An 18825-nucleotide genomic window follows, 5' to 3' on the forward strand; every position below is an offset into this window, starting at 1 on the left:
ACATAACAATTACTTTTCTGGTGGTTTGTAGCCTTCAATTTCTACTTCTTTGTTTTCAAACAAAAAACCAACCATTTGCTGCTCTAAAAAGCTACGATGCTCTGGGTCCATCATATTTAAATGCTTTTCGTTAATCAGCATTGTTTGCTTGTGCTGCCACTGCGCCCAAGCCTCTTTAGAGATATTGTTAAAGATTTTTTCGCCTATTTCGCCAGGATATAATTGAAATCCAAGCCCTTCAGCTTCTTTTTGTAACTTTTGACAAAATACTGTACGTGCCATAATTAATTCTCTTTAGCGATAGTTATAAACAAGTCTAACCTATTGGTGCAATTTGTTTAACCAACTTTTTAGTTGGTGCTGCTAAACCCACCTCAATTGACTGATCTAGTGGGTACCAAACTAATTGTCGGTCGTTAATTACATCTGGAATTTGTACTACATTTAGCACATGTGGATTAATAGTAAGTTCAAAGTGCGAAAATATATGGGTAAAGGGTTCAAGCGCCACTAAGTCAGCTGTTAGCCCTTGCTGCGCTATAAACACCTCTAGTTCGCTCAATTCATTAAACTCAAAAAAGCCAAACAACCCGCCCCATATTCCTGAGTTAGGCCGTTTTTCCATGAGCACTTTATCATCATGTTTAATAATTAACTGATGGCAGCTTTTTTTCGGCACTGCTTTTTTAGGTTTTGAGTGTGGGAATGTTTTTACCTGCTGCGTTTTAAATGCACCACAGCGGCTACTTAACGGACATGCAGGGCAGTCAAAACGACTACGCGAACATAAGCTCGAGCCTAAATCCATCATAGCTTGATTAAACTCGGTTACGTTATTTTTAGGCGTTAGCTGCTCGCTCAAATGCCAAAGTTGGCTTTCGACTTTTTTAACACCATACCAGCCTTCAACCATAAAAAAACGGGCTAATACTCGCTTAACATTACCATCGAGTATGGGGTGATGCTGCCCAAGTGAAAGTGATAACACTGCACCGGCTGTAGAGCGCCCTATTCCGGGTAAATCAATAACCTCTTCAAGCGTTGTAGGAAACTGCCCCTGATACTTGTCACGAACTATTTTAGCTGTTTTATGTAAGTTACGTGCCCTTGCGTAATACCCTAAACCAGTCCAGTGATGCAGCACCTGATCTTCATCGGCGTTAGCTAAAGCAATAATATCGGGAAAGCTTTGCATAAACCTTTCAAAATAAGGGATAACGGTCACTACTTGAGTTTGTTGTAACATCACTTCAGACACCCATACTTTATAGGGTGTTTTTGCTAACTGCCACGGCAGCGTTTTTCTACCATGAAGATGATACCAATCAACCACTTGGTTAGAAAACCAATCAGACTGCTGTTTATTTAAATCCAAAATAGTTTACTTTTTACGTATGCTCAATGGCGGCTCAGTTTATTGCAGTTAGTGAAAAGATCAAGCTATAGCGCCTCTATACACCTAGTAAAATCAGCTAGAGCTTGTTATCCATGGCTTGGTCAGGGATAATACGCAACCATTTTTTAAACCAGTTATTTTTGTCAGGCCAATAATATGAGTGAATCAAGTAACACTAATCTTGAGCAAGCAAAGCAAGAAGGTAAGTATATCCGCACTATTCGTAGTTTTGTAAAGCGCGAAGGTCGTTTAACCAAAGGCCAAGCTGCCGCTATCGAAAAATGCTGGCCAATAATGGGCTTAGAGCATAAAAATGGCATGCTTGATTTAAGCGAAGTTTTTGGCAATAACAATGATGTAGTGCTAGAAATTGGTTTTGGTATGGGCAAATCACTGGTTGAAATGGCAAAAAATGCCCCGCATTTAAACTTTATTGGCATAGAAGTACACCGCCCAGGCGTTGGTGCTTGTTTAATGGATGCTGATGAAGCGGGTATTACTAATCTGCGTATTTTTGAACACGATGCGGTTGAAGTTTTAGCCGATTGTATAGCAGATGAAAGTTTAACAACCTTACAATTGTTTTTCCCTGATCCTTGGCATAAAAAGCGTCACCATAAACGCCGTATTGTACAAGGCGAGTTTGTTGAAAAATTACGTTCACAGTTAAAAATGGGCGGTGTTTTTCATATGGCTACCGACTGGGAAAATTATGCTGAGCATATGCTTGAAGTAATGCAAGCTGCGCCTGGCTTTAAAAACCAGTCAACAACAAACGACTACGTACCACGCCCTGATTTACGCCCGTTAACCAAGTTTGAGCAACGCGGCCATCGTTTAGGTCATGGTGTGTGGGATTTAATGTTTGAACGCACTAAGTAATCTGTATTTCGGATAATAAATACCTTAACCTACATTTAGGTTAAGTACATAACTCTGTAAATTATATAATCTGTAAGGTAAAGCCATTTATGAGCGTATTAACCAATCCAAGCCTACTGTTACTTCGCAATAGCGAAAAGTTAGTTGGGAAATCTATATTGGTGGTCAACTTTGTTCAAGATGGCTTTTTAGCCGAGCTTAAAAAGCGCAACCCAGAGAGTAAAATAACCGCCTTTAGCTACAATCATGCTAATGGCGAATTTGCCAAAAACACACCCGGCGTTGATGTATGTGTAAACCACTGTATTAGCGGTAACGACTTTGATTTAGTGGTTCTTTACTATCCAAAATCAAAACCTGAAGTTCTTATGGCGCTTGATAATATACGCGCAGTAATTACAGCAGATGCTGAGTTACTGGTGGTTGGCGAAAATAAGAGTGGTGTTAAATCAATAGAAAAACAGCTTACTGATAAAGCTAATTTTAGTAATAAAATAGACTCAGCAAAGCACTGTGTTTTATATTCATTTGCAGAGCTTAAACAACTTAGTCAGTTTAATATTAGCGATTATCATAAGCCATTTACGGTCAGTGTGGCCGATAGCGAATTTACCGCTATCAGTATTCCTGGGGTATTTAATCACGGTAATTTAGATGTTGGCACTAAAATATTGCTTGAAAACGCTCCGTTTATTAAGCAAGGTACTGTGCTCGATTTTGGTTGTGGCGCTGGCTTAATTGCAACTTATTTAGGGCTGCAAAATCCGGCATTGAGCTTTGTTTGTAGTGATGTGAGCGCTTTGGCAATCTATGCAACAACGCAAACCCTTAAGCTTAATAACATTAAAGGCGAAGCCCTCTTAAGTGATGGACTTACTAACATTACAGGTAAGTTCGATCTTATTATTAGTAACCCACCTTTTCATACCGGTATTGCAACCGACTACACAGTGGCTGAAACCTTTTTAGCCAATGCTAAACAGCACCTAACTAAAGCAGGTAAGTTGAATATTGTTGCTAATAGCTTTTTAAAATACCCGCCAATTTTAGAAGCGCAATTTGATAACTATCACACCGTGTTTAAAAATAATAAGTTTGCCGTTTACAGCAGTTAATAATGCTCATGTTTGAGCACCTCAAGTGCTCAAACTTATTTATAAAATTAATTACCCTCCTGAATTTTTACCGCTTAGCAATAATAGTCAAAATATTGAGGGGAATAGTAAAATCAAGTATTTGACCTTTTTATAACAAATAAATAAGGATAAGGTACGAGAACTATTTCAAGCCGTCTATCTGCTGGCAAACCTGTTAAGTAATATCCAAGTAAACTCTGAGCGTAAGACAGCTTTTATAGTCAAAGTAAAAACGACACTCACCAACAACACCACAGCTTAAACAACGTACTGATTAATTATAAGCATGCTCTTGAATTTTAACTTTATGACCTCATTAATAGAGCATTCGTTATTCAACTATATTATTTAGTGAATTAACTGCTTAAAGTTAAATATTTTCTGAACTTTAATGCTTTTAAGATATCACATACATTGATGAAAGGTTGGAAAGTGATATAATTTCGTTTTGAATTAGTCTGATTATTTTAAGTATCTTTACCTGATTGATGGATGTATCAATTACTAAAGGGAAATGGCTTTGACTTTAATAATTCAAAATATGCATCCAATTTTAAAGATCAATTAAACAGTAGCTTTACTCTATACCTTTTAAGTAGGCTGTGCGGATCCTGCTGTTTTTCTCTAATTGTTTTTACTTGTTAACAATTAGATATAATCCTATACTCTTTTAGTAATCGGTTTATAAAACTATACCGGTTTTTTTTATAAATAAAACACACCAAAAGGTTAATTAAAAATGCAAACGCCAGTCATTCTGATAGTAGAGGATGAAGACGTAACTAGACTAAACCTCGTTAGTTTATTTGAAGCTGAAGGTTACAAAGTTATTGAAGCCATTGATGGCGATGACATGCATGATAAGCTTACAAATAATGACGACGTCAATCTTGTAGTTATGGATATCAATCTACCGGGTAAAAACGGGCTAATTTTAGCACGTGAGTTACGCCAAAAACGCAAAGTCGGTCTTATTTTCTTAACAGGCCGTGACAATGATGTAGATCGTATTTTAGGCCTAGAAATTGGTGCTGATGACTATATTACTAAACCGTTTAATCCTCGCGAATTAACTATTCGTGCGCGTAATTTAATTACTCGTACTGCCCTAGGTGGTGAAGAGTCTGCACTTGAAACAAATGGTGTAATTACGTTTAACGGTTGGGAACTTGACGAAAACAGTCGCTGTCTTACTTCTCCAGGTGGAGACGCAAAACGTCTACCTAAAGGCGAATACAGAGCACTGCGTTTAATGCTTGACTCTCCAGGTCGTATTTTTAGCCGTGAGCAATTAATTAAACACATGACTGGCCGTGAGCTACGTGCAAACGATAGAACAGTTGATGTTACAATTCGTCGTATTCGTAAGCACTTTGAAAGCGACAACTCAACAACTGAGTTGATCAGCACCATTCATGGTGAAGGTTATCGCTTCATTGGTAAAATCGACAGCTAATTAGTTACTCTAATTGCTGTAAGAATAAATGAAGGGCATGCTGTCCTTCATTTATTTTGTCTGCTAAAACATCTAACCACTGCTTTAACACCTCGTCAGATTCATCCAGCGCACCATACTCCATTACTTTTGCATGCAATTGCACATCATTTAAGCCTACAGATCCCGCAGCACCTTTAAGCTTATGTGCAACTGATTTATATTCTTCTCTGTCGCCTGAGTTTAACGAGGTAAGTAACTCTTGCTGATATTGGGGATTGAGTTTTTCAAATAACTGACTACTGCGTTTAAACACCACCAAACCCATTGAGTTTACAAAGTCTTCTATAGTTTCAACATCAAGTAAATGTGCATTAATGTCAGCAAGCGCTGCTGTACTTACTTTTAATTGTGGCTCATTACTTCTTGTTTGTTTTATACCAAATAAATCAGCCAATATTTTATCTAGTTTTACCGTATTGATAGGCTTAGCGAGCGCTCCTTGGATTGAAATCCCCTCTAGCTCTTGCTCTGCACTGCGCACATTTGCGGTAAGCGCTACAATAGGTAGTTTATCAAAATGGCTATCGGCTCTTATTTGCCTTGCTACTTCATCACCGTTTATATCGGGTAACTGCATATCAAGTAAGATCAAATCTAAATCGTCTTCAGTTTCTACAAAAGACAATGCATCTTCGCCGGTCTCAGCCCAAATAACTTCATGACCACGCTGTTCAAGTAAGTTAGTCGCAATTTCGGCATTTAACGGCACATCTTCTACTAACAGTATATTTAAGCTGCGTCCTACATAACTATTCTCAGTGGGTGCGCTACATAAAATTAGCGGTATTTCTACTATAAAGCAGCTCCCCTCGCCTTCGGTACTATTAACCGAAATAATCCCCTGCATTGCATCAACTAAGGCTTTGGTTACTGCTAAGCCAATGCCAGAACCAATAGCATTGGTGCCTTTAAGATCTGGCGCTTTATAATACATATCAAAAATACGAGAGAGCTGTTCGGCTGGTATGCCTTCTCCGGTGTCTGATATTTTCATGGTAAGCCAAGGGCCATCATCTCGATTTTCACGAATACAGGTAAGGGTTACACTGCCCTTATGAGTAAATTTAACCGCATTATTTATTAAGTTCCAAACAACTTGGCGAAGTCGGGTTGGATCTAGTTGCGCATAAATATCTAGCATGCCTAAGCGTTTAATATCAAAAGAAAGATCTTTTTGTTCAGCAATTAGGCCTGCAAAGTTAACCACATCGTTAATAAAGTCTGATACGTTTATAGCATTAGTTGCAATATCTAACTGCTCTCTGTCTATTTTGTCTAAATCTATAATGTCGTTAAATATATTACCTAGTGTTTCGGCACTCGAAAACACCGTATTACACCAACTACGCTGCTGTTTATTAAGCTCTGTATCAAGCAACATACGTGTTAAACCAACAATGCCATTAAGTGGTGTACGCAACTCATGGCTCAAAGTGGCAATAAATTTACCTTTATCCTTGTAGGCTGTTTCAAGTGCTTCTGCAGCCTCTTTACGACTCGTAATATCACGGCCAAATGCAAGTAAACCTATGTACTTACCTTTATCATTAATAAACGGCAATTTACGTAATTCAAACCAACGCGTTTCGCCGCCCACATCGTATTGAACATCTATAGTTAATGCTTGATGAGTTTGCTCTACCTGTTTATCGGTTTTTAAAACTTCAGATAAAAATTGATTAGGAAATATTTGTTCAGCACTCTTACCGATTAATTCGTCACTGGTTTTACCCATTACTTCTTCAAACATTTTATTACAGCCAGCAAACACACCGTTGTCGTCGCGGTAATAAAATAAATCGGGGGAGGAGTCTACTATTGAGCGCTGTAGCATACTTTGCTGGGCAAGCTCTTGTTGTGTTTTTTTACGCTCAGCAATTTCTTTTCTTAGCTCTTCTATTGCCCGGTGCTTGGCATGGAACGCCATTTTACGCTCATCAATTTCTACATTTAAGCGATTTATATTATCTTTTAATGTTTGATTGAGTAGCTTTTCTTGTTTTGTCGCACTGTCTAAATATGCATAGGAGGCATCTAGTTGCCTGATTGAATTTATTAGCACGCTTATAACCAGAGGCGATACCACAGAGGTAAAAAATACCACTGCTAATATATCAACAAGATTAACTTCTCCAACGGCAACATAATAAAACATACTTGATAAAACAAGCGAAACTGCCAATAACAAAGCATAGCAAATGGCTGCAGTTTTAAACTCACCAAACCGAGTTATTAAACTAGAAAGAACTCGAGCCCAAGGGCTCAAAGAGGAATCGGTCATATATCAGTGTGTCTCTTAGCTTAATTACAAAAAGGTTTAAATTGCATGTTATGGTTAATTTTAGCATTTTCTATCAGCTATTTTCATGTTGTGCGATAAAAACTCTAATATTTATTGTTTGAATCATTAGCTGGCTACAACTCATCATTCCAGCAATAAATTATTTAGTGTAAAATGCGGCGCTTTATTATTGCTAATAACGAGTAACACACCATGCAAACTAATATGCCCGATATAGCTAACACGGCTCCCGCCTTACAAACTGGTACATTAGACTGGGTGGGAATGGGTGAAATTGAACTGCCATTTATTTTTGAGTCGCATGGCATAACGCCAGTTACTGTTAATGCTAAAGCCCGCGCTTTTGTAAACTTACACAAAGAAGATGCAAAAGGCATTCATATGTCGCGCTTATTTTTAGCGCTCGACACGCTCTCTACTGAGCAGCAAGTTAATCCTCAAACATTAGCTCAAGCGCTCGATTTTTTTATTAGTAGCCACGAAGGCTTAAGTGATAAAGCACTTATAGAATTTAAGTTTGAATTACCACTGCGCCGTAAATCGTTATTAAGCGGCAAGGCTGGCTGGAAAAGTTACCCCGTTATATTAACCAGCACAATTGAACAAGGTGTTATTAATTACGAGCTAAGTGTTGATGTAACCTATTCATCAACTTGCCCATGTTCAGCGGCACTTGCGCGTCAGCTGATACAAAATGCATTTGCCGAAAAATTCAGTCAAGAAACCCTCAGTCAAAAAGAAGCACTAGAATGGCTAGGTACTACGCAAGGTATTGTAGCCACCCCACACTCGCAGCGCTCAATTGCTAATGTAAAAGTAAAGCTCGACAGTAATATTACTCAATTTGACGTAGTTAATTTAATTAACACGATTGAAGATGAATTAAAAACGCCAGTACAAGCGGCAGTGAAACGTGAAGATGAACAAGAGTTTGCCCGCCTAAATGGTCAAAATTTAATGTTTTGTGAAGATGCTGCTCGTAAAATTAAAGCGCTACTAGAAACACAGCAATACAGTGATTACTGGTTACAAATAAATCATTACGAATCGCTGCATGCGCACGACGCACTCGCTATTGCAGTTAAAGGCGTTGCTGGCGGTTATAGAGCTTAAGTTCTTATTTTGCAGTGTTCAATATCCATACGGGAACATACTACTTAACTAACTAATTTAGGCACGTTAATTGCTTTACTTAAGCAGTGTCAATTTGTTGTTATGGAGTTACCGTATGGAATTCGCTTTATTATCAATTTTAGTATTAGTTGTTGGGGCCTCTGTTGTTGCGTCAAAGTTTAACGATGATGGCGGAAACCCTTATCCTTTTACCCGCAAGCAAAATGTATTTACTCAAGTAGAAAGTGCTTTTTTAAATTTATTAGAACGCGCAGTGGGCGATCAGTATAAAATTGTTAGTCGTGTAAAACTAATCGACGTGATTGATTGCAAACAAGGTTTATCGGCAAAGTCTAAGCGTGCAGCAATGGCTAAAGCTAAAAATAAACAGCTTGATTTTGTGCTAGTCGATAAAGAAAAAATGACCATAGTGGCAGCCGTAGACTTAGTAAACAATGCCAATAAAGATGGCCATAAAGCACAACGCGACTGGTTTGTTAATGGCGCATTAGAGGCCGCTGGCATCCCGCATATTCGTATGAAAGTAAAATCAGGCTATCGCCCAAGTGAAGTACGCGACGCTATTATGTTTAAACTCGGCAAACCTGCGGCTACGCAAACAGCTCGCCCTATTCGTACCCGAGTTCAAAAACCAGCGGTGCTATCACCTTCTCAAGCTAAAGCGCACTCTACAGCACTAGCCGAAATTTAACGTAAATAACATAATAAAAAGCGAGCAAAGTAAAACTGCTCGCTTTTTTGTTTTTTAGCGCTAACTTCACGTATAATCAGCGCATTCAAACTCAGGAACTTAACACTATGAATGTTGGTATTATTGGCGCAATGGAGCCAGAAGTTAAAATTTTGCGCGAAGCAATGCAAAATCCACAAACTTTAACTAAAGCTGGTTTTACTTTTTATACCGGTGAATTAGCAGGTAACACAGTAACATTGGTTCAATCTGGTATTGGTAAAGTAGCATCAACTATTGCAACTACATTACTTATTGACAACTTCGCCCCTGATTGCGTAATTAACACCGGCTCTGCCGGCGGCTTTGATCCGTCATTAAATGTGGGCGATGTAGTTATTTCGTCAGAAGTTCGTCATCATGATGTTGATGTAACTGCCTTTGGTTACGAAATAGGTCAAGTACCACAAATGCCAGCAGGTTTTGCAGCACACCCTAAATTAGTGGCTGCCGCAGAGCAAACTATTGCGCAAATTAGTGACGTAAAAACCTTAGTTGGTTTAATTTGTACCGGCGACATATTTATGTGTGACCCAATACGTATTGAAAAAGCCCGTAGCGACTTTCCTACAATGCTTGCAGTAGAAATGGAAGGGGCATCAATTGCGCAAACCTGTCATACACTTAATACACCGTTTGTGGTTATTCGCTCGATGTCAGATATTGCCGGCAAAGAGTCGCCGCAGTCGTTTGAAGAATACCTAGAAACAGCATCAATCAATTCATCTAAAATGGTAGTGGCGTTACTTGAAAAGCTAACGGCAGTTTCACTGTAAATGCTCAGCAATATGGTTCAAAATCACTTGGACTTTATTGTATTTATAATGGCGCTCCTTGCTGAGCGCTTTTTACCACTTGTTAGTTGGTATCATCCTAACACCGCTTTAACGGCTATTTTTAGCGCTATTGGTAAGCGTATTTATAAAGCAGCAGAACCCAATAGCTATCAATATTTAGCCGCAGCCCTTGCCAGTACACTTATTTTAAGTGTGGTACTTATTATTATTGTATTACTACTGGAATTTGCATTTTACCCTGAATTACTCGCCGGGCTTATTTTATATTTATGCCTTGAGAGTAAAGCTATTGATAAAAAAGCACTACGTATTGCTAAGCTTACCAAACAAAATCAAAAATCTGCCGCCCGTGAGCTATTAAAGCCATTAGTAGCCCGAGATGTTACTAAACTCTCTGGTGCAGGCATAATTAAAGCCTTAATAGAGAGCCTAATATTACGTACTGCAAGATATTACTTTGTGGTGATATTTGTTTTTTTAGTACTTGGCCCTATTGCAGCGCTTGCCTATCGATTACTTACTTTAATTGAGCAGGCATGGCGCAGTAACATTAAACCCAACAGCCCTTTTTTAAAGCCGCTTAAAATTACCTTGTTTATTATTGAATTTATTCCTATGCGCTTATTGGCACTGACTATTGCAGCCAGTAAAGCGAGCAAGCTAAGCATGCATTATATAAAGCATTATGGCAGGCACTTTTATCAAACTAATACCGGGTGGCTTTTAAGCACTTGCTCTGCATCATTAGGCGTACAACTAGGCGGGCCTGCAGTGTATTTTGGCGAACGTTTTAACAAAATGCGTATTGGTACCGAACGCCTCCCTATTGCTGAGGACGTGCCGATTACTATTAATAGACTAAATCAAGCGCGGGTATTTTGGTTACTGGTCGTTGTTTGCATAGAAATACTTAAAAACATTTAGCTAAGGGCGAGTTACACACCTATTATTAAAAATACAAAAAATATAAGCACAAAAAAACCAGCCGTGGCTGGTTTTTAGCGTTTTACCGTTTAGCTTTACGCTACAGTAATATTTGCAAACTTACGCTTACCTACTTGGTAAATAGCCGTACTGCCTTTTGCTATTTCAAGTTTAGTGTCTGTAATTTTATCTTCGCCGTTGAGCTTAACTGCACCTTGCTTAATCATGCGCATTGCTTCTGATGTACTAGCAACTAAGTTAGCTTCTTTAAGCAAGTTAGCAATTAAAATGCTGTCTTGCTCAATGGTTACTGTTAGTTCAGGTATTTCATCCGGCAGAGCTTTTTTCTGAAAGCGCTGAATAAAGTCATCATGAGCTGCTTGTGCATCGGCTTCACTATGAAAGCGCGCAATAAGCTCTTTTGCTAACTCAATTTTAATATCACGAGGATTTGTACCTTGCTCTACACGCTCTTTTTGCGCGTTAATACCAGCAATCGACAGCCCGCTTAATAAGTCGTAGTAACGCCACATTAGCACATCACTAATCGACATTATTTTACCAAACATATCGTTAGGCGCATCGGTAATACCTATATAGTTACCCAACGATTTAGACATTTTTTGCACCCCATCGGTGCCCTCTAATAACGGCGTCATTATTACTGTTTGTGGTTTTTGGCCTTCGTCTTTTTGTAGCTCACGACCCATTAGCAGGTTAAAGCGCTGATCAGTACCACCGAGCTCTACATCAGCCTCAAGTGCAACCGAATCCCAACCTTGCACTAACGGATATAAAAACTCATGAATAGCAATAGACTGGCCACTAGCGTAACGCTTTTTAAAATCATCACGCTCTAACATACGCGCAACGGTTTGGCGTGCTGCAAGTTTGATCATTCCAGCTGCGCCTAAATTTTCCATCCAGGTAGAATTAAATGCGACCGTGGTTTTTGCAGGATCAAGAATTTTAAATACTTGCTCTTTATAAGTCTCAGCATTAGCAAGCACGTCTTCGCGAGTAAGCGGCTTACGCGTTACGTTTTTACCTGTTGGGTCGCCAATCATACCGGTAAAGTCACCAATTAAAAATACAACCTCATGACCTAAGTCCTGAAAGGTTTTCATTTTATTAATAAGTACCGTGTGACCTAAGTGTAAATCAGGCGCGGTTGGATCAAAGCCCGCTTTAATTTTTAGTTTTTTTCCAGATTTTAATTTTTCAACTAACTCATCTTCAATTAATATCTCTTCTGTACCGCGTTTTATCTCTGCAAGAGCGGTTTGTAAATCCACTGTGTGTTACTCCAAAAAATTCTGTTAACGAAGGGGTTAATTATTAATATGCTCGCGGCTTATTACTAGATAAGTAGCACTTTTAGAGTCAATAAACCTATGTAACTAAGATAGCAAATTATTACCTAATTAAAACAACTTTTTAAACGATAGCGTCACTAAATAAGGCAAAGCGGCATAAGTTGCATAAACGAGTAAAGATAACTGTTTGCAACACTTTAAAAACAGCACAAACAGCTGCAGCTTTGGTTTTTAAATTACTAACGTGATGATGCATCATTGTTTTATTATTTTGCTCAAAAATACCGCGGTTTAGCCCTAGTTCTAGATTAATAAAACACCTAGATCATAAGCTGCTTTAATACTAAGATGCCTATAAGCCCTGTGATTTTAGCTTAATTTAGCATTAGTTTAAATCTACAAAATACTAGTATTCGTACATTATTCGTTATATCCTGCAAGATAATCTATTAATTTTCTTGACAGCAGAAAAAGGCACGTTATGGTTCACGTGGTTCACACGCTCCCCAAAAAACACAAATTGCTTATTTTAGGCTTAGTTTCTGCTATTGCTGGCTTAGCTTTTCTCCCTTCTGAAAAAGCCACTGCATCCAAAGACAATAGTGAAAACACGCTAGAAATTGGCAAGCGCTATGAGTTACAAGTTAAAGTTGATGACAACGAAAAATTAACTGCGTTAAACTCAGAGCAAGCAGCAGACAAGCTGCCAGAATACGACTTTGTTGATCACCAAGTAAAAAATGGAGATAACTTAGCTATTATTTTTAAACGTGCTGGCTTTTCAGCTCAAACGTTACATAAATTAATTAACACTAACGCAGAAACTCGCAAACTTACTAAAATTCACCCGGGTGAAACACTGAGTTTTGCCACTGCAAAAGATGGCGATTTAGCACAGCTGCGTTACGTTATTTCAAAAACAGACACTTTATTTGTTACCTTAAACGATGAAGGGCAATACGACACTTCAATCGATAGTAAAGAAATAGAAACACTAACTAAAACAGTAGGCGGCGAAATTTCTAGTAGCTTTTGGACTTCAGCAATAGCTGCAGGTTTAAGCGAGCGCCAAATAATGAACTTTGCCGATATATTTGGTTGGGATGTAGATTTTGCTAACGATATTCGCAAAGGCGATGGGTTTGGTTTAATTTATGAATCTCACTATGTAGATGGTGAGTTTATTGGTACTGGTAAAATTATTGCTGCGGAATTTGTTAACCAAGGCCAGCGCTATGCTGCAATTCGCCACACTGACGGTAGTTTTTATACTCCTGAAGGGCGCAGCATGAAAAAAGCATTTTTACGTGCACCAGTTAGTTTTAAATATATAAGCTCAAGCTTTAACCCGCGACGTTTGCACCCAGTAACGGGGCAAGTTAGAGCGCATCGCGGTATAGACTTTGCGGCGCGCACTGGCACGCCGGTAGTTGCCTCAGGTAATGGTAAAGTTATTAAATCGGGTTACAGTAAATATAATGGTAACTATGTATTTATTAGCCATGGTACACAGTACGTAACTAAGTACTTGCACCTTAATAAACGCCTAGTAAAAACAGGGCAAAAAATTAAGCAAGGTGAGCAACTCGGTACTGTTGGCTCTACTGGTCGTGTGACCGGTGCCCACTTACACTATGAATTTTTAGTTAATGGTGTTCATCGTAATCCTAAAACCGTTAAATTGCCTAAGTCAGAGCCGCTGCCACGTGCAGAGCTTGCCAAGTTTAAGCCTATTGCTGATAACTTTATTGCCCAGTTAGAGCGCAACCGCGAACTACAGTTAGCACTTAAGTAACATTAAATCATTATTAAAAAAGCCTTTGCTAGGTAACTTGCAAAGGCTTTTTTGTACCTATAATTTTTTTGCCTATGAATAATAGACTGACACACTAATTCATTAATACATAAATTAGCTGTACCACTAACGATACCATTACCAGTGGCCATATATACTTACTGTATTTTTTAGCGCCATCTAAGCCTATTTTACTTTGATACTTTTCTAATAACGGAATTAATATTAACAATGCGACAAACAAGCTAATTAAAATAACGAATATATTCATAGTAATACCTTAAGTGGGGGTCTAAATTAGGGTAACTCGTGCCCTTTGGCGCTGACATATAATGCATACCAATGCTCTCGGGTTAATTCTATATTTACAGCGCTGCACGATGCAGCCAGTCGCTTAGCATTAGTTGTGCCTATTACCGGTTGAATTAATGCCGGATGGCGCAGTAACCAAGCCAATACAATAGCCTCGGCAGACGTGCTATAAAGTGCTGCTAACTTATTAACTAATATAGCGGTATTAATATCTGCAGGTGATGCATTTTGCAGCTGTTTTCCTGAATATAATCCTTGGCATAAGCTACCCCAGCTTTGAATTTGTATTTCCTGCTCGGTGCAATATTCTATAAAGCCGGGAGTAAAGTTAATGTCTTTGCCATCGCGGTTACCGACATATACCCCCTCATCAACCCAGGCTGATTGCTTTAAGCTTGCTTCAATTTGGTTGGCAACTATGGGCATATCAAGGGCTGTTTGTAAAAACTGTATTTGTTGCTGCGACATATTAGACACCGCAAAATGACGTACTTTGCCACTTTCTTTTAAGCGACTAAATACCTGAGCTACTTCTTCAACTTGTATCAAAGGGTCGGGTCTGTGCAGCATAAGTACATCTAAATAATCAGTATTTAACCGCTTAAGAGAGCCCTCTACTGATTGCTCAATCCATTGCTTTGATAAGTCGTAGCGCTTTGGCCCTTGCTCATCGGCAAAACGAATTCCGCACTTTGACTGGATATAAATTTGCTCTCTCAGCTCTGGGCGCTGCTTAAGGACTTGGCCAAACACCTGCTCAGCTTTACCAAATGTATAAATATCGGCGTGATCAAAAAAATTAATGCCACCGGCTATTGCTGTATCTATACAAACATGTGCCTGCTGGGTATGAGTATTAGTTAAGGGGTCTTTATTCCAGCCTCCCCCAAGTCCCATACAACCAAATATGAGCTTGCTAACATTAGGTAAATATTTTGCCAAAGGAGTGTCATGCATGCCGGCTATCCTTAATTAATTACAAGTAGCTTACTGTAACAAAAACAGTCAATAAATTAAGCATAAAAAAAAGCGCAGTAAACTGCGCTAATCGGTTGGATTTTAAAATTGATGTTAGCCAACAAGTGCTAATAAAATACCTGCTGCAACTGCACTGCCTAGTACTCCGGCAACATTTGGCCCCATTGCATGCATAAGTAAAAAGTTATGTGGATTGCTCTCAAGGCCTACTTTATTTACTACGCGCGCCGCCATGGGTACAGCCGATACTCCCGCAGCACCAATTAATGGATTAATCGGCGTTTTAGATATTTTATTTAACCCTTTAGCCATAAATACGCCCGAGGCTGTACCTATAGCAAAAGCCAGTGCGCCAAGCACTAAAATACCAATCGTCTCAACAGTTAAAAACTTATCTGCAGCAAGCTTTGAGCCTACAGCTAAACCTAAAAATATAGTTGTAACATTGATGATTTCGTTTTGAGCACTGTTACTTAATCTATCAACAACACCCGACTCTCGCATTAAGTTACCTAAACAAAACATACCAACCAGAGGTATCGCCGCAGGTAAAAACATTGCTGTTAAGCTAAGTACCATTAACGGAAAAATAATTTTCTCTTTTTTAGATACTTTACGCAGCTCTGGCATTTTTATTTGGCGCTCTTCAACCGTGGTTAATGCGCGCATAATTGGCGGCTGAATAATTGGCACTAATGCCATATACGAATAAGCAGCTACCGCAATCGCACCTAACAAGTCGGGTGCCAGTTTAGAGGCTAAAAATATAGCGGTTGGGCCATCAGCTCCACCAATTATCGCAATAGCCGACGCATCTTGCAGGCTAAATTCAAAACCAGGTACATAGTTAAGTAAAATAGCGCCAAACAAAGTCGCAAAAATACCAAACTGTGCAGCTGCACCTAATAGCAACATACGAGGGTTAGCAATTAGCGCACTAAAATCAGTTAACGCGCCTACTCCCATAAATATTAATAGTGGAAAAATACCGGTATCAATACCTACATAATACACATAATGCAGTAAGCCGCCGGGGTCGGATAAACCTGCCACCGGAATATTAGTTAATATTGCACCAAAGCCGATAGGTAATAATAATAGGGGCTCAAATTTTTTGGCTATTGCCAAAAACAATAATAAACAGCCTACCGCAATCATAATCAACGCTGGAAATGTAAAGTTAGCAATGCCTGTGGCATGCCAGAGGTTTAAAATACCATCCATCCTCTATTTACTCCTAAGCTAATGCAATCATAGCGTCGCCGGTAGTTACAGCATCGCCTTCACCAACTAACACTTCAGCAATTGTTCCGGTGTGCGTAGCGCGTATTTCAGTTTCCATTTTCATGGCTTCCATAATAATCACTACATCACCTTCATTCACAACTTGCCCTGCTTTTACCTTTATCTTAAAAATATTACCGGCTAAAGGGGCGTTAAGTGTTTCGCCTGATGCAACCGAAGCAGACTGAGGAATATGTTCTGAGTCTTTTAATGTAACTTCTTTAAGCTCGCCGCCTTGAGCTACAACAACGTCGTAAACCTTACCGTCTACTTTTACGCTGTATTGCTCAGCTTTAACGCTGTTGTTATTTGAAGCTGATTTAGAGGGAGCTTTATTACTTTTATCTTCAACACAAGGAACTGGCTCAAATGCATCTGGGTTGTTACGGTTTTTAATAAACTTCAAACCAACCTGTGGGAATAATGCATACGTTAGTACGTCATCAATTTGCTCATCAGCAAGAGTTAAACCTTGCTCTTGTACTTCTTTTAATAATTCAGCCTCAAGCGTTGCAAGCTCAGGTGCAATATTATCTGCAGGACGACAAGTAATTACCTCTGCTCCATCAAGCACACGCTCTTGTAGCTCTTTATTCATAGGTGCTGGTGTTAGGCCATATTCACCTTTTAATACGCCAGCTGTTTCTTTAGTAATTGTTTTATAGCGCTCACCCGTTAGTACATTAAGTACCGCTTGAGTGCCTACAATTTGCGACGTTGGTGTAACAAGCGGTAAAAAGCCTAAATCTTCTCGTACACGTGGGATCTCAAGTAAAACTTCATTAAGCTTATCTGCTGCGCCTTGCTCTTTAAGCTGGTTTTCCATGTTAGTTAACATGCCACCAGGTACTTGCGCGAGTAAAATACGGCCATCAACCCCTTTTAAGCTACCTTCAAATGCCGCGTATTTTTTACGTACATCTCTAAAGTAAGCAGCAATTTCTTCAAGGTGATTTAAATCAAGCTCAGTATCACGCTCAGTCCCTTCAACTATCGATACAATAGTTTCAGTTGCGGTGTGTCCGTAAGTCATACTCATAGATGAAATTGCGGTATCAAGCATATCAATGCCTGCATCAATCGCTTTTTGATAAGTCGCAGTACTTAAACCTGTTGTGGCGTGGCACTGCATTGCAATTGGAATAGATACAGTTTCTTTTAGTGCTTTAATTAGTTTTTCAGCATCGTACGGCTTTAATAAACCCGCCATATCTTTAATACAAATTGAATGACAGCCTAAATCTTCCAACTGCTTAGCTAGCGTTAACCACATATCAAGCGTATGAACAGGGCTTACTGTATAAGAAATAGTCCCTTGGGCATGTGCGCCTACTTTTATAGCCGCTTTAATTGCCGTTTCAAGATTACGTACATCGTTCATTGCATCAAATATACGAAATACATCAACGCCATTTTTATGGGCACGCTCTACAAATTTTTCTACTACATCGTCAGCATAATGGCGGTAACCTAATAAATTTTGACCGCGTAATAGCATTTGCTGTTTGGTATTTGGCATCGCTTTTTTTAGTGCGCGAATACGCTCCCAAGGATCTTCACCTAAATAACGAATACACGAATCAAACGTAGCTCCACCCCACGACTCAATAGACCAATAACCTGCATCATCAAGCTTTTTTGCAATCGGTAGCATATCGTCAAGGCGCATACGAGTTGCTAACAATGATTGATGCGCATCACGTAGTACCAGTTCTGTTAATTTTAATTTAGCCATTTAAGTGCTCCTTTAATTATTGTTTGTTTTGTACTGAGCAATGGCAGCACTAATTGCGGCGATGTGCTCATTAGGCACACCTTGTGATTTAAAAGACGGTGTTCTGGCAGGCATTGCAAGCTCAGGCTCTGCAAAGCGAGATACCAGCTTAGACATAACCGTAACGCAGGTAATTAATAATGACAGAAACACAAACACCCCCACCATACCGGTTAGCATTAAGTTGCTTGCTGTTGTAAGTAAAGCAGCGATATCCATTTTCCTCTCCTATAAAACTTATACCGAAATCAAAATAAAAAATCATTTTACGTAAATAATTATTCACCGAATAATAACAAAAAACAGTGTTTTGTCTATAGCCTGTAAATTGGTAAAACCAATTTAAACAAAACTAACATGCTATTAATTAACTTAACACTACAAAAAGGACTAGATACGCGCTATTACATAGATAATAAAAATAGTGAATATAAATAAAAGTTATATAGGCGACCTAAAAACCGTTAATAATGCACTTAAAGTAAAGCGTTAACAGTTCTATTAGCATAAAGTAATTTCACCACTGGCAATTGGTCTTACCAAATATATTTGTTAATTATTCAACCA

Annotated in this window: 17 protein-coding genes; 8 read left to right on the forward strand and 9 right to left on the reverse strand. The window is 38.9% G+C overall.

The window, feature by feature from the left end:
* Positions 1 to 9: 9 nt before the first annotated feature.
* Entirely contained in the window at positions 10 to 282 is a 273-nt protein-coding gene (locus I6F41_RS06060) for an oxidative damage protection protein (RefSeq protein WP_011327256.1), read from the reverse strand.
* A gap of 34 nt (positions 283 to 316) precedes the next feature.
* On the reverse strand, positions 317 to 1378 hold the full coding sequence (gene mutY, locus I6F41_RS06065; protein ID WP_182683844.1) for an A/G-specific adenine glycosylase: 1062 nt from the start codon (positions 1376 to 1378) through the stop codon (positions 317 to 319).
* A gap of 174 nt (positions 1379 to 1552) precedes the next feature.
* Here mutY and trmB point away from each other — a divergent pair, with 174 nt between their 5' ends.
* From trmB to arcA, 3 genes are all read left to right on the forward strand, one after another.
* Positions 1553 to 2278 (forward strand): tRNA (guanosine(46)-N7)-methyltransferase TrmB, encoded by a 726-nt coding sequence (gene trmB / locus I6F41_RS06070; protein ID WP_011327254.1) that lies wholly within the window; start codon positions 1553 to 1555, stop codon positions 2276 to 2278.
* 89 nt (positions 2279 to 2367) lie between these two features.
* Positions 2368 to 3393, forward strand: coding sequence for a methyltransferase (locus tag I6F41_RS06075; protein WP_182683826.1), 1026 nt, complete (start codon positions 2368 to 2370; stop codon positions 3391 to 3393).
* Between the two features lie 760 nt (positions 3394 to 4153).
* Positions 4154 to 4870, forward strand: a complete 717-nt coding sequence (gene arcA, locus I6F41_RS06080; RefSeq protein ID WP_011327252.1) for a two-component system response regulator ArcA — start codon at positions 4154 to 4156, stop codon at positions 4868 to 4870.
* Between the two features lie 4 nt (positions 4871 to 4874).
* On the opposite strand, the gene arcB is transcribed toward arcA, so the two are convergent.
* Positions 4875 to 7193 carry an aerobic respiration two-component sensor histidine kinase ArcB gene (gene arcB, locus I6F41_RS06085; protein WP_182683827.1) on the reverse strand — a complete coding sequence of 773 codons (2319 nt, stop codon included), beginning with the start codon at positions 7191 to 7193 and terminating at the stop codon, positions 4875 to 4877.
* Positions 7194 to 7406: 213 nt separating this feature from the next.
* Here arcB and folE2 point away from each other — a divergent pair, with 213 nt between their 5' ends.
* From folE2 to I6F41_RS06105, 4 genes are all read left to right on the forward strand, one after another.
* On the forward strand, positions 7407 to 8327 hold the full coding sequence (gene folE2, locus I6F41_RS06090; RefSeq protein WP_086993242.1) for a GTP cyclohydrolase FolE2: 921 nt from the start codon (positions 7407 to 7409) through the stop codon (positions 8325 to 8327).
* A 115-nt stretch (positions 8328 to 8442) separates the two neighbouring features.
* Positions 8443 to 9039, forward strand: coding sequence for a DUF2726 domain-containing protein (locus I6F41_RS06095; RefSeq protein WP_011327249.1), 597 nt, complete (start codon positions 8443 to 8445; stop codon positions 9037 to 9039).
* Positions 9040 to 9146: 107 nt separating this feature from the next.
* A complete protein-coding gene (gene mtnN, locus I6F41_RS06100) occupies positions 9147 to 9854 on the forward strand; it encodes a 5'-methylthioadenosine/S-adenosylhomocysteine nucleosidase (RefSeq protein ID WP_011327248.1) in 708 nt (235 codons plus the stop codon).
* Positions 9855 to 10799: a cobalamin biosynthesis protein CobD/CbiB gene (locus I6F41_RS06105; RefSeq protein ID WP_089367778.1), complete on the forward strand. Its 945-nt coding sequence runs from the start codon at positions 9855 to 9857 to the stop codon at positions 10797 to 10799.
* Between the two features lie 95 nt (positions 10800 to 10894).
* Here the strand turns inward: I6F41_RS06105 and tyrS are convergent, their stop codons facing one another.
* Positions 10895 to 12094 carry a tyrosine--tRNA ligase gene (tyrS, locus tag I6F41_RS06110; protein ID WP_011327246.1) on the reverse strand — a complete coding sequence of 400 codons (1200 nt, stop codon included), beginning with the start codon at positions 12092 to 12094 and terminating at the stop codon, positions 10895 to 10897.
* 502 nt (positions 12095 to 12596) lie between these two features.
* Between tyrS and I6F41_RS06115 the strand changes: the two genes are divergently transcribed.
* Positions 12597 to 13910, forward strand: coding sequence for a peptidoglycan DD-metalloendopeptidase family protein (locus I6F41_RS06115; RefSeq protein WP_011327245.1), 1314 nt, complete (start codon positions 12597 to 12599; stop codon positions 13908 to 13910).
* Between the two features lie 94 nt (positions 13911 to 14004).
* Here the strand turns inward: I6F41_RS06115 and I6F41_RS06120 are convergent, their stop codons facing one another.
* The 5 genes from I6F41_RS06120 to I6F41_RS06140 all read right to left on the reverse strand — a co-directional run bounded on the left by I6F41_RS06120 (position 14005) and on the right by I6F41_RS06140 (position 18477).
* The gene (locus tag I6F41_RS06120) at positions 14005 to 14181 is read right to left on the reverse strand and encodes a hypothetical protein (RefSeq protein WP_011327244.1); all 177 of its coding nucleotides are present in this window, start codon (positions 14179 to 14181) and stop codon (positions 14005 to 14007) included.
* A 26-nt stretch (positions 14182 to 14207) separates the two neighbouring features.
* On the reverse strand, positions 14208 to 15179 hold the full coding sequence (locus I6F41_RS06125; protein WP_089367777.1) for an aldo/keto reductase: 972 nt from the start codon (positions 15177 to 15179) through the stop codon (positions 14208 to 14210).
* A gap of 114 nt (positions 15180 to 15293) precedes the next feature.
* Positions 15294 to 16424, reverse strand: a complete 1131-nt coding sequence (locus tag I6F41_RS06130) for a sodium ion-translocating decarboxylase subunit beta (RefSeq protein WP_011327242.1) — start codon at positions 16422 to 16424, stop codon at positions 15294 to 15296.
* Positions 16425 to 16437: 13 nt separating this feature from the next.
* Entirely contained in the window at positions 16438 to 18219 is a 1782-nt protein-coding gene (gene oadA, locus I6F41_RS06135) for a sodium-extruding oxaloacetate decarboxylase subunit alpha (protein ID WP_011327241.1), read from the reverse strand.
* Positions 18220 to 18231: 12 nt separating this feature from the next.
* The gene (locus I6F41_RS06140; protein WP_011327240.1) at positions 18232 to 18477 is read right to left on the reverse strand and encodes an OadG family protein; all 246 of its coding nucleotides are present in this window, start codon (positions 18475 to 18477) and stop codon (positions 18232 to 18234) included.
* Positions 18478 to 18825: the final 348 nt, after the last annotated feature.

The sequence above is a fragment of the Pseudoalteromonas sp. SCQQ13 genome (genome assembly GCF_015864415.1).
Lineage (GTDB): Bacteria > Pseudomonadota > Gammaproteobacteria > Enterobacterales > Alteromonadaceae > Pseudoalteromonas > Pseudoalteromonas nigrifaciens.

Bases quoted from the DNA above. Each gene is read 5' to 3' on its own strand.
- I6F41_RS06060 (WP_011327256.1), bottom strand. From the start codon at position 282: ATGGCACGTACAGTATTTTGTCAAAAGTTACAAAAAGAAGCTGAAGGG.
- trmB (WP_011327254.1), top strand. From the start codon at position 1,553: ATGAGTGAATCAAGTAACACTAATCTTGAGCAAGCAAAGCAAGAAGGT.
- I6F41_RS06075 (WP_182683826.1), top strand. From the start codon at position 2,368: ATGAGCGTATTAACCAATCCAAGCCTACTGTTACTTCGCAATAGCGAA.
- arcA (WP_011327252.1), top strand. From the start codon at position 4,154: ATGCAAACGCCAGTCATTCTGATAGTAGAGGATGAAGACGTAACTAGA.
- arcB (WP_182683827.1), bottom strand. From the start codon at position 7,193: ATGACCGATTCCTCTTTGAGCCCTTGGGCTCGAGTTCTTTCTAGTTTA.
- folE2 (WP_086993242.1), top strand. From the start codon at position 7,407: ATGCAAACTAATATGCCCGATATAGCTAACACGGCTCCCGCCTTACAA.
- I6F41_RS06095 (WP_011327249.1), top strand. From the start codon at position 8,443: ATGGAATTCGCTTTATTATCAATTTTAGTATTAGTTGTTGGGGCCTCT.
- mtnN (WP_011327248.1), top strand. From the start codon at position 9,147: ATGAATGTTGGTATTATTGGCGCAATGGAGCCAGAAGTTAAAATTTTG.
- I6F41_RS06105 (WP_089367778.1), top strand. From the start codon at position 9,855: ATGCTCAGCAATATGGTTCAAAATCACTTGGACTTTATTGTATTTATA.
- I6F41_RS06115 (WP_011327245.1), top strand. From the start codon at position 12,597: ATGGTTCACGTGGTTCACACGCTCCCCAAAAAACACAAATTGCTTATT.
- I6F41_RS06120 (WP_011327244.1), bottom strand. From the start codon at position 14,181: ATGAATATATTCGTTATTTTAATTAGCTTGTTTGTCGCATTGTTAATA.
- I6F41_RS06125 (WP_089367777.1), bottom strand. From the start codon at position 15,179: ATGCATGACACTCCTTTGGCAAAATATTTACCTAATGTTAGCAAGCTC.
- I6F41_RS06130 (WP_011327242.1), bottom strand. From the start codon at position 16,424: ATGGATGGTATTTTAAACCTCTGGCATGCCACAGGCATTGCTAACTTT.
- oadA (WP_011327241.1), bottom strand. From the start codon at position 18,219: ATGGCTAAATTAAAATTAACAGAACTGGTACTACGTGATGCGCATCAA.
- I6F41_RS06140 (WP_011327240.1), bottom strand. From the start codon at position 18,477: ATGGATATCGCTGCTTTACTTACAACAGCAAGCAACTTAATGCTAACC.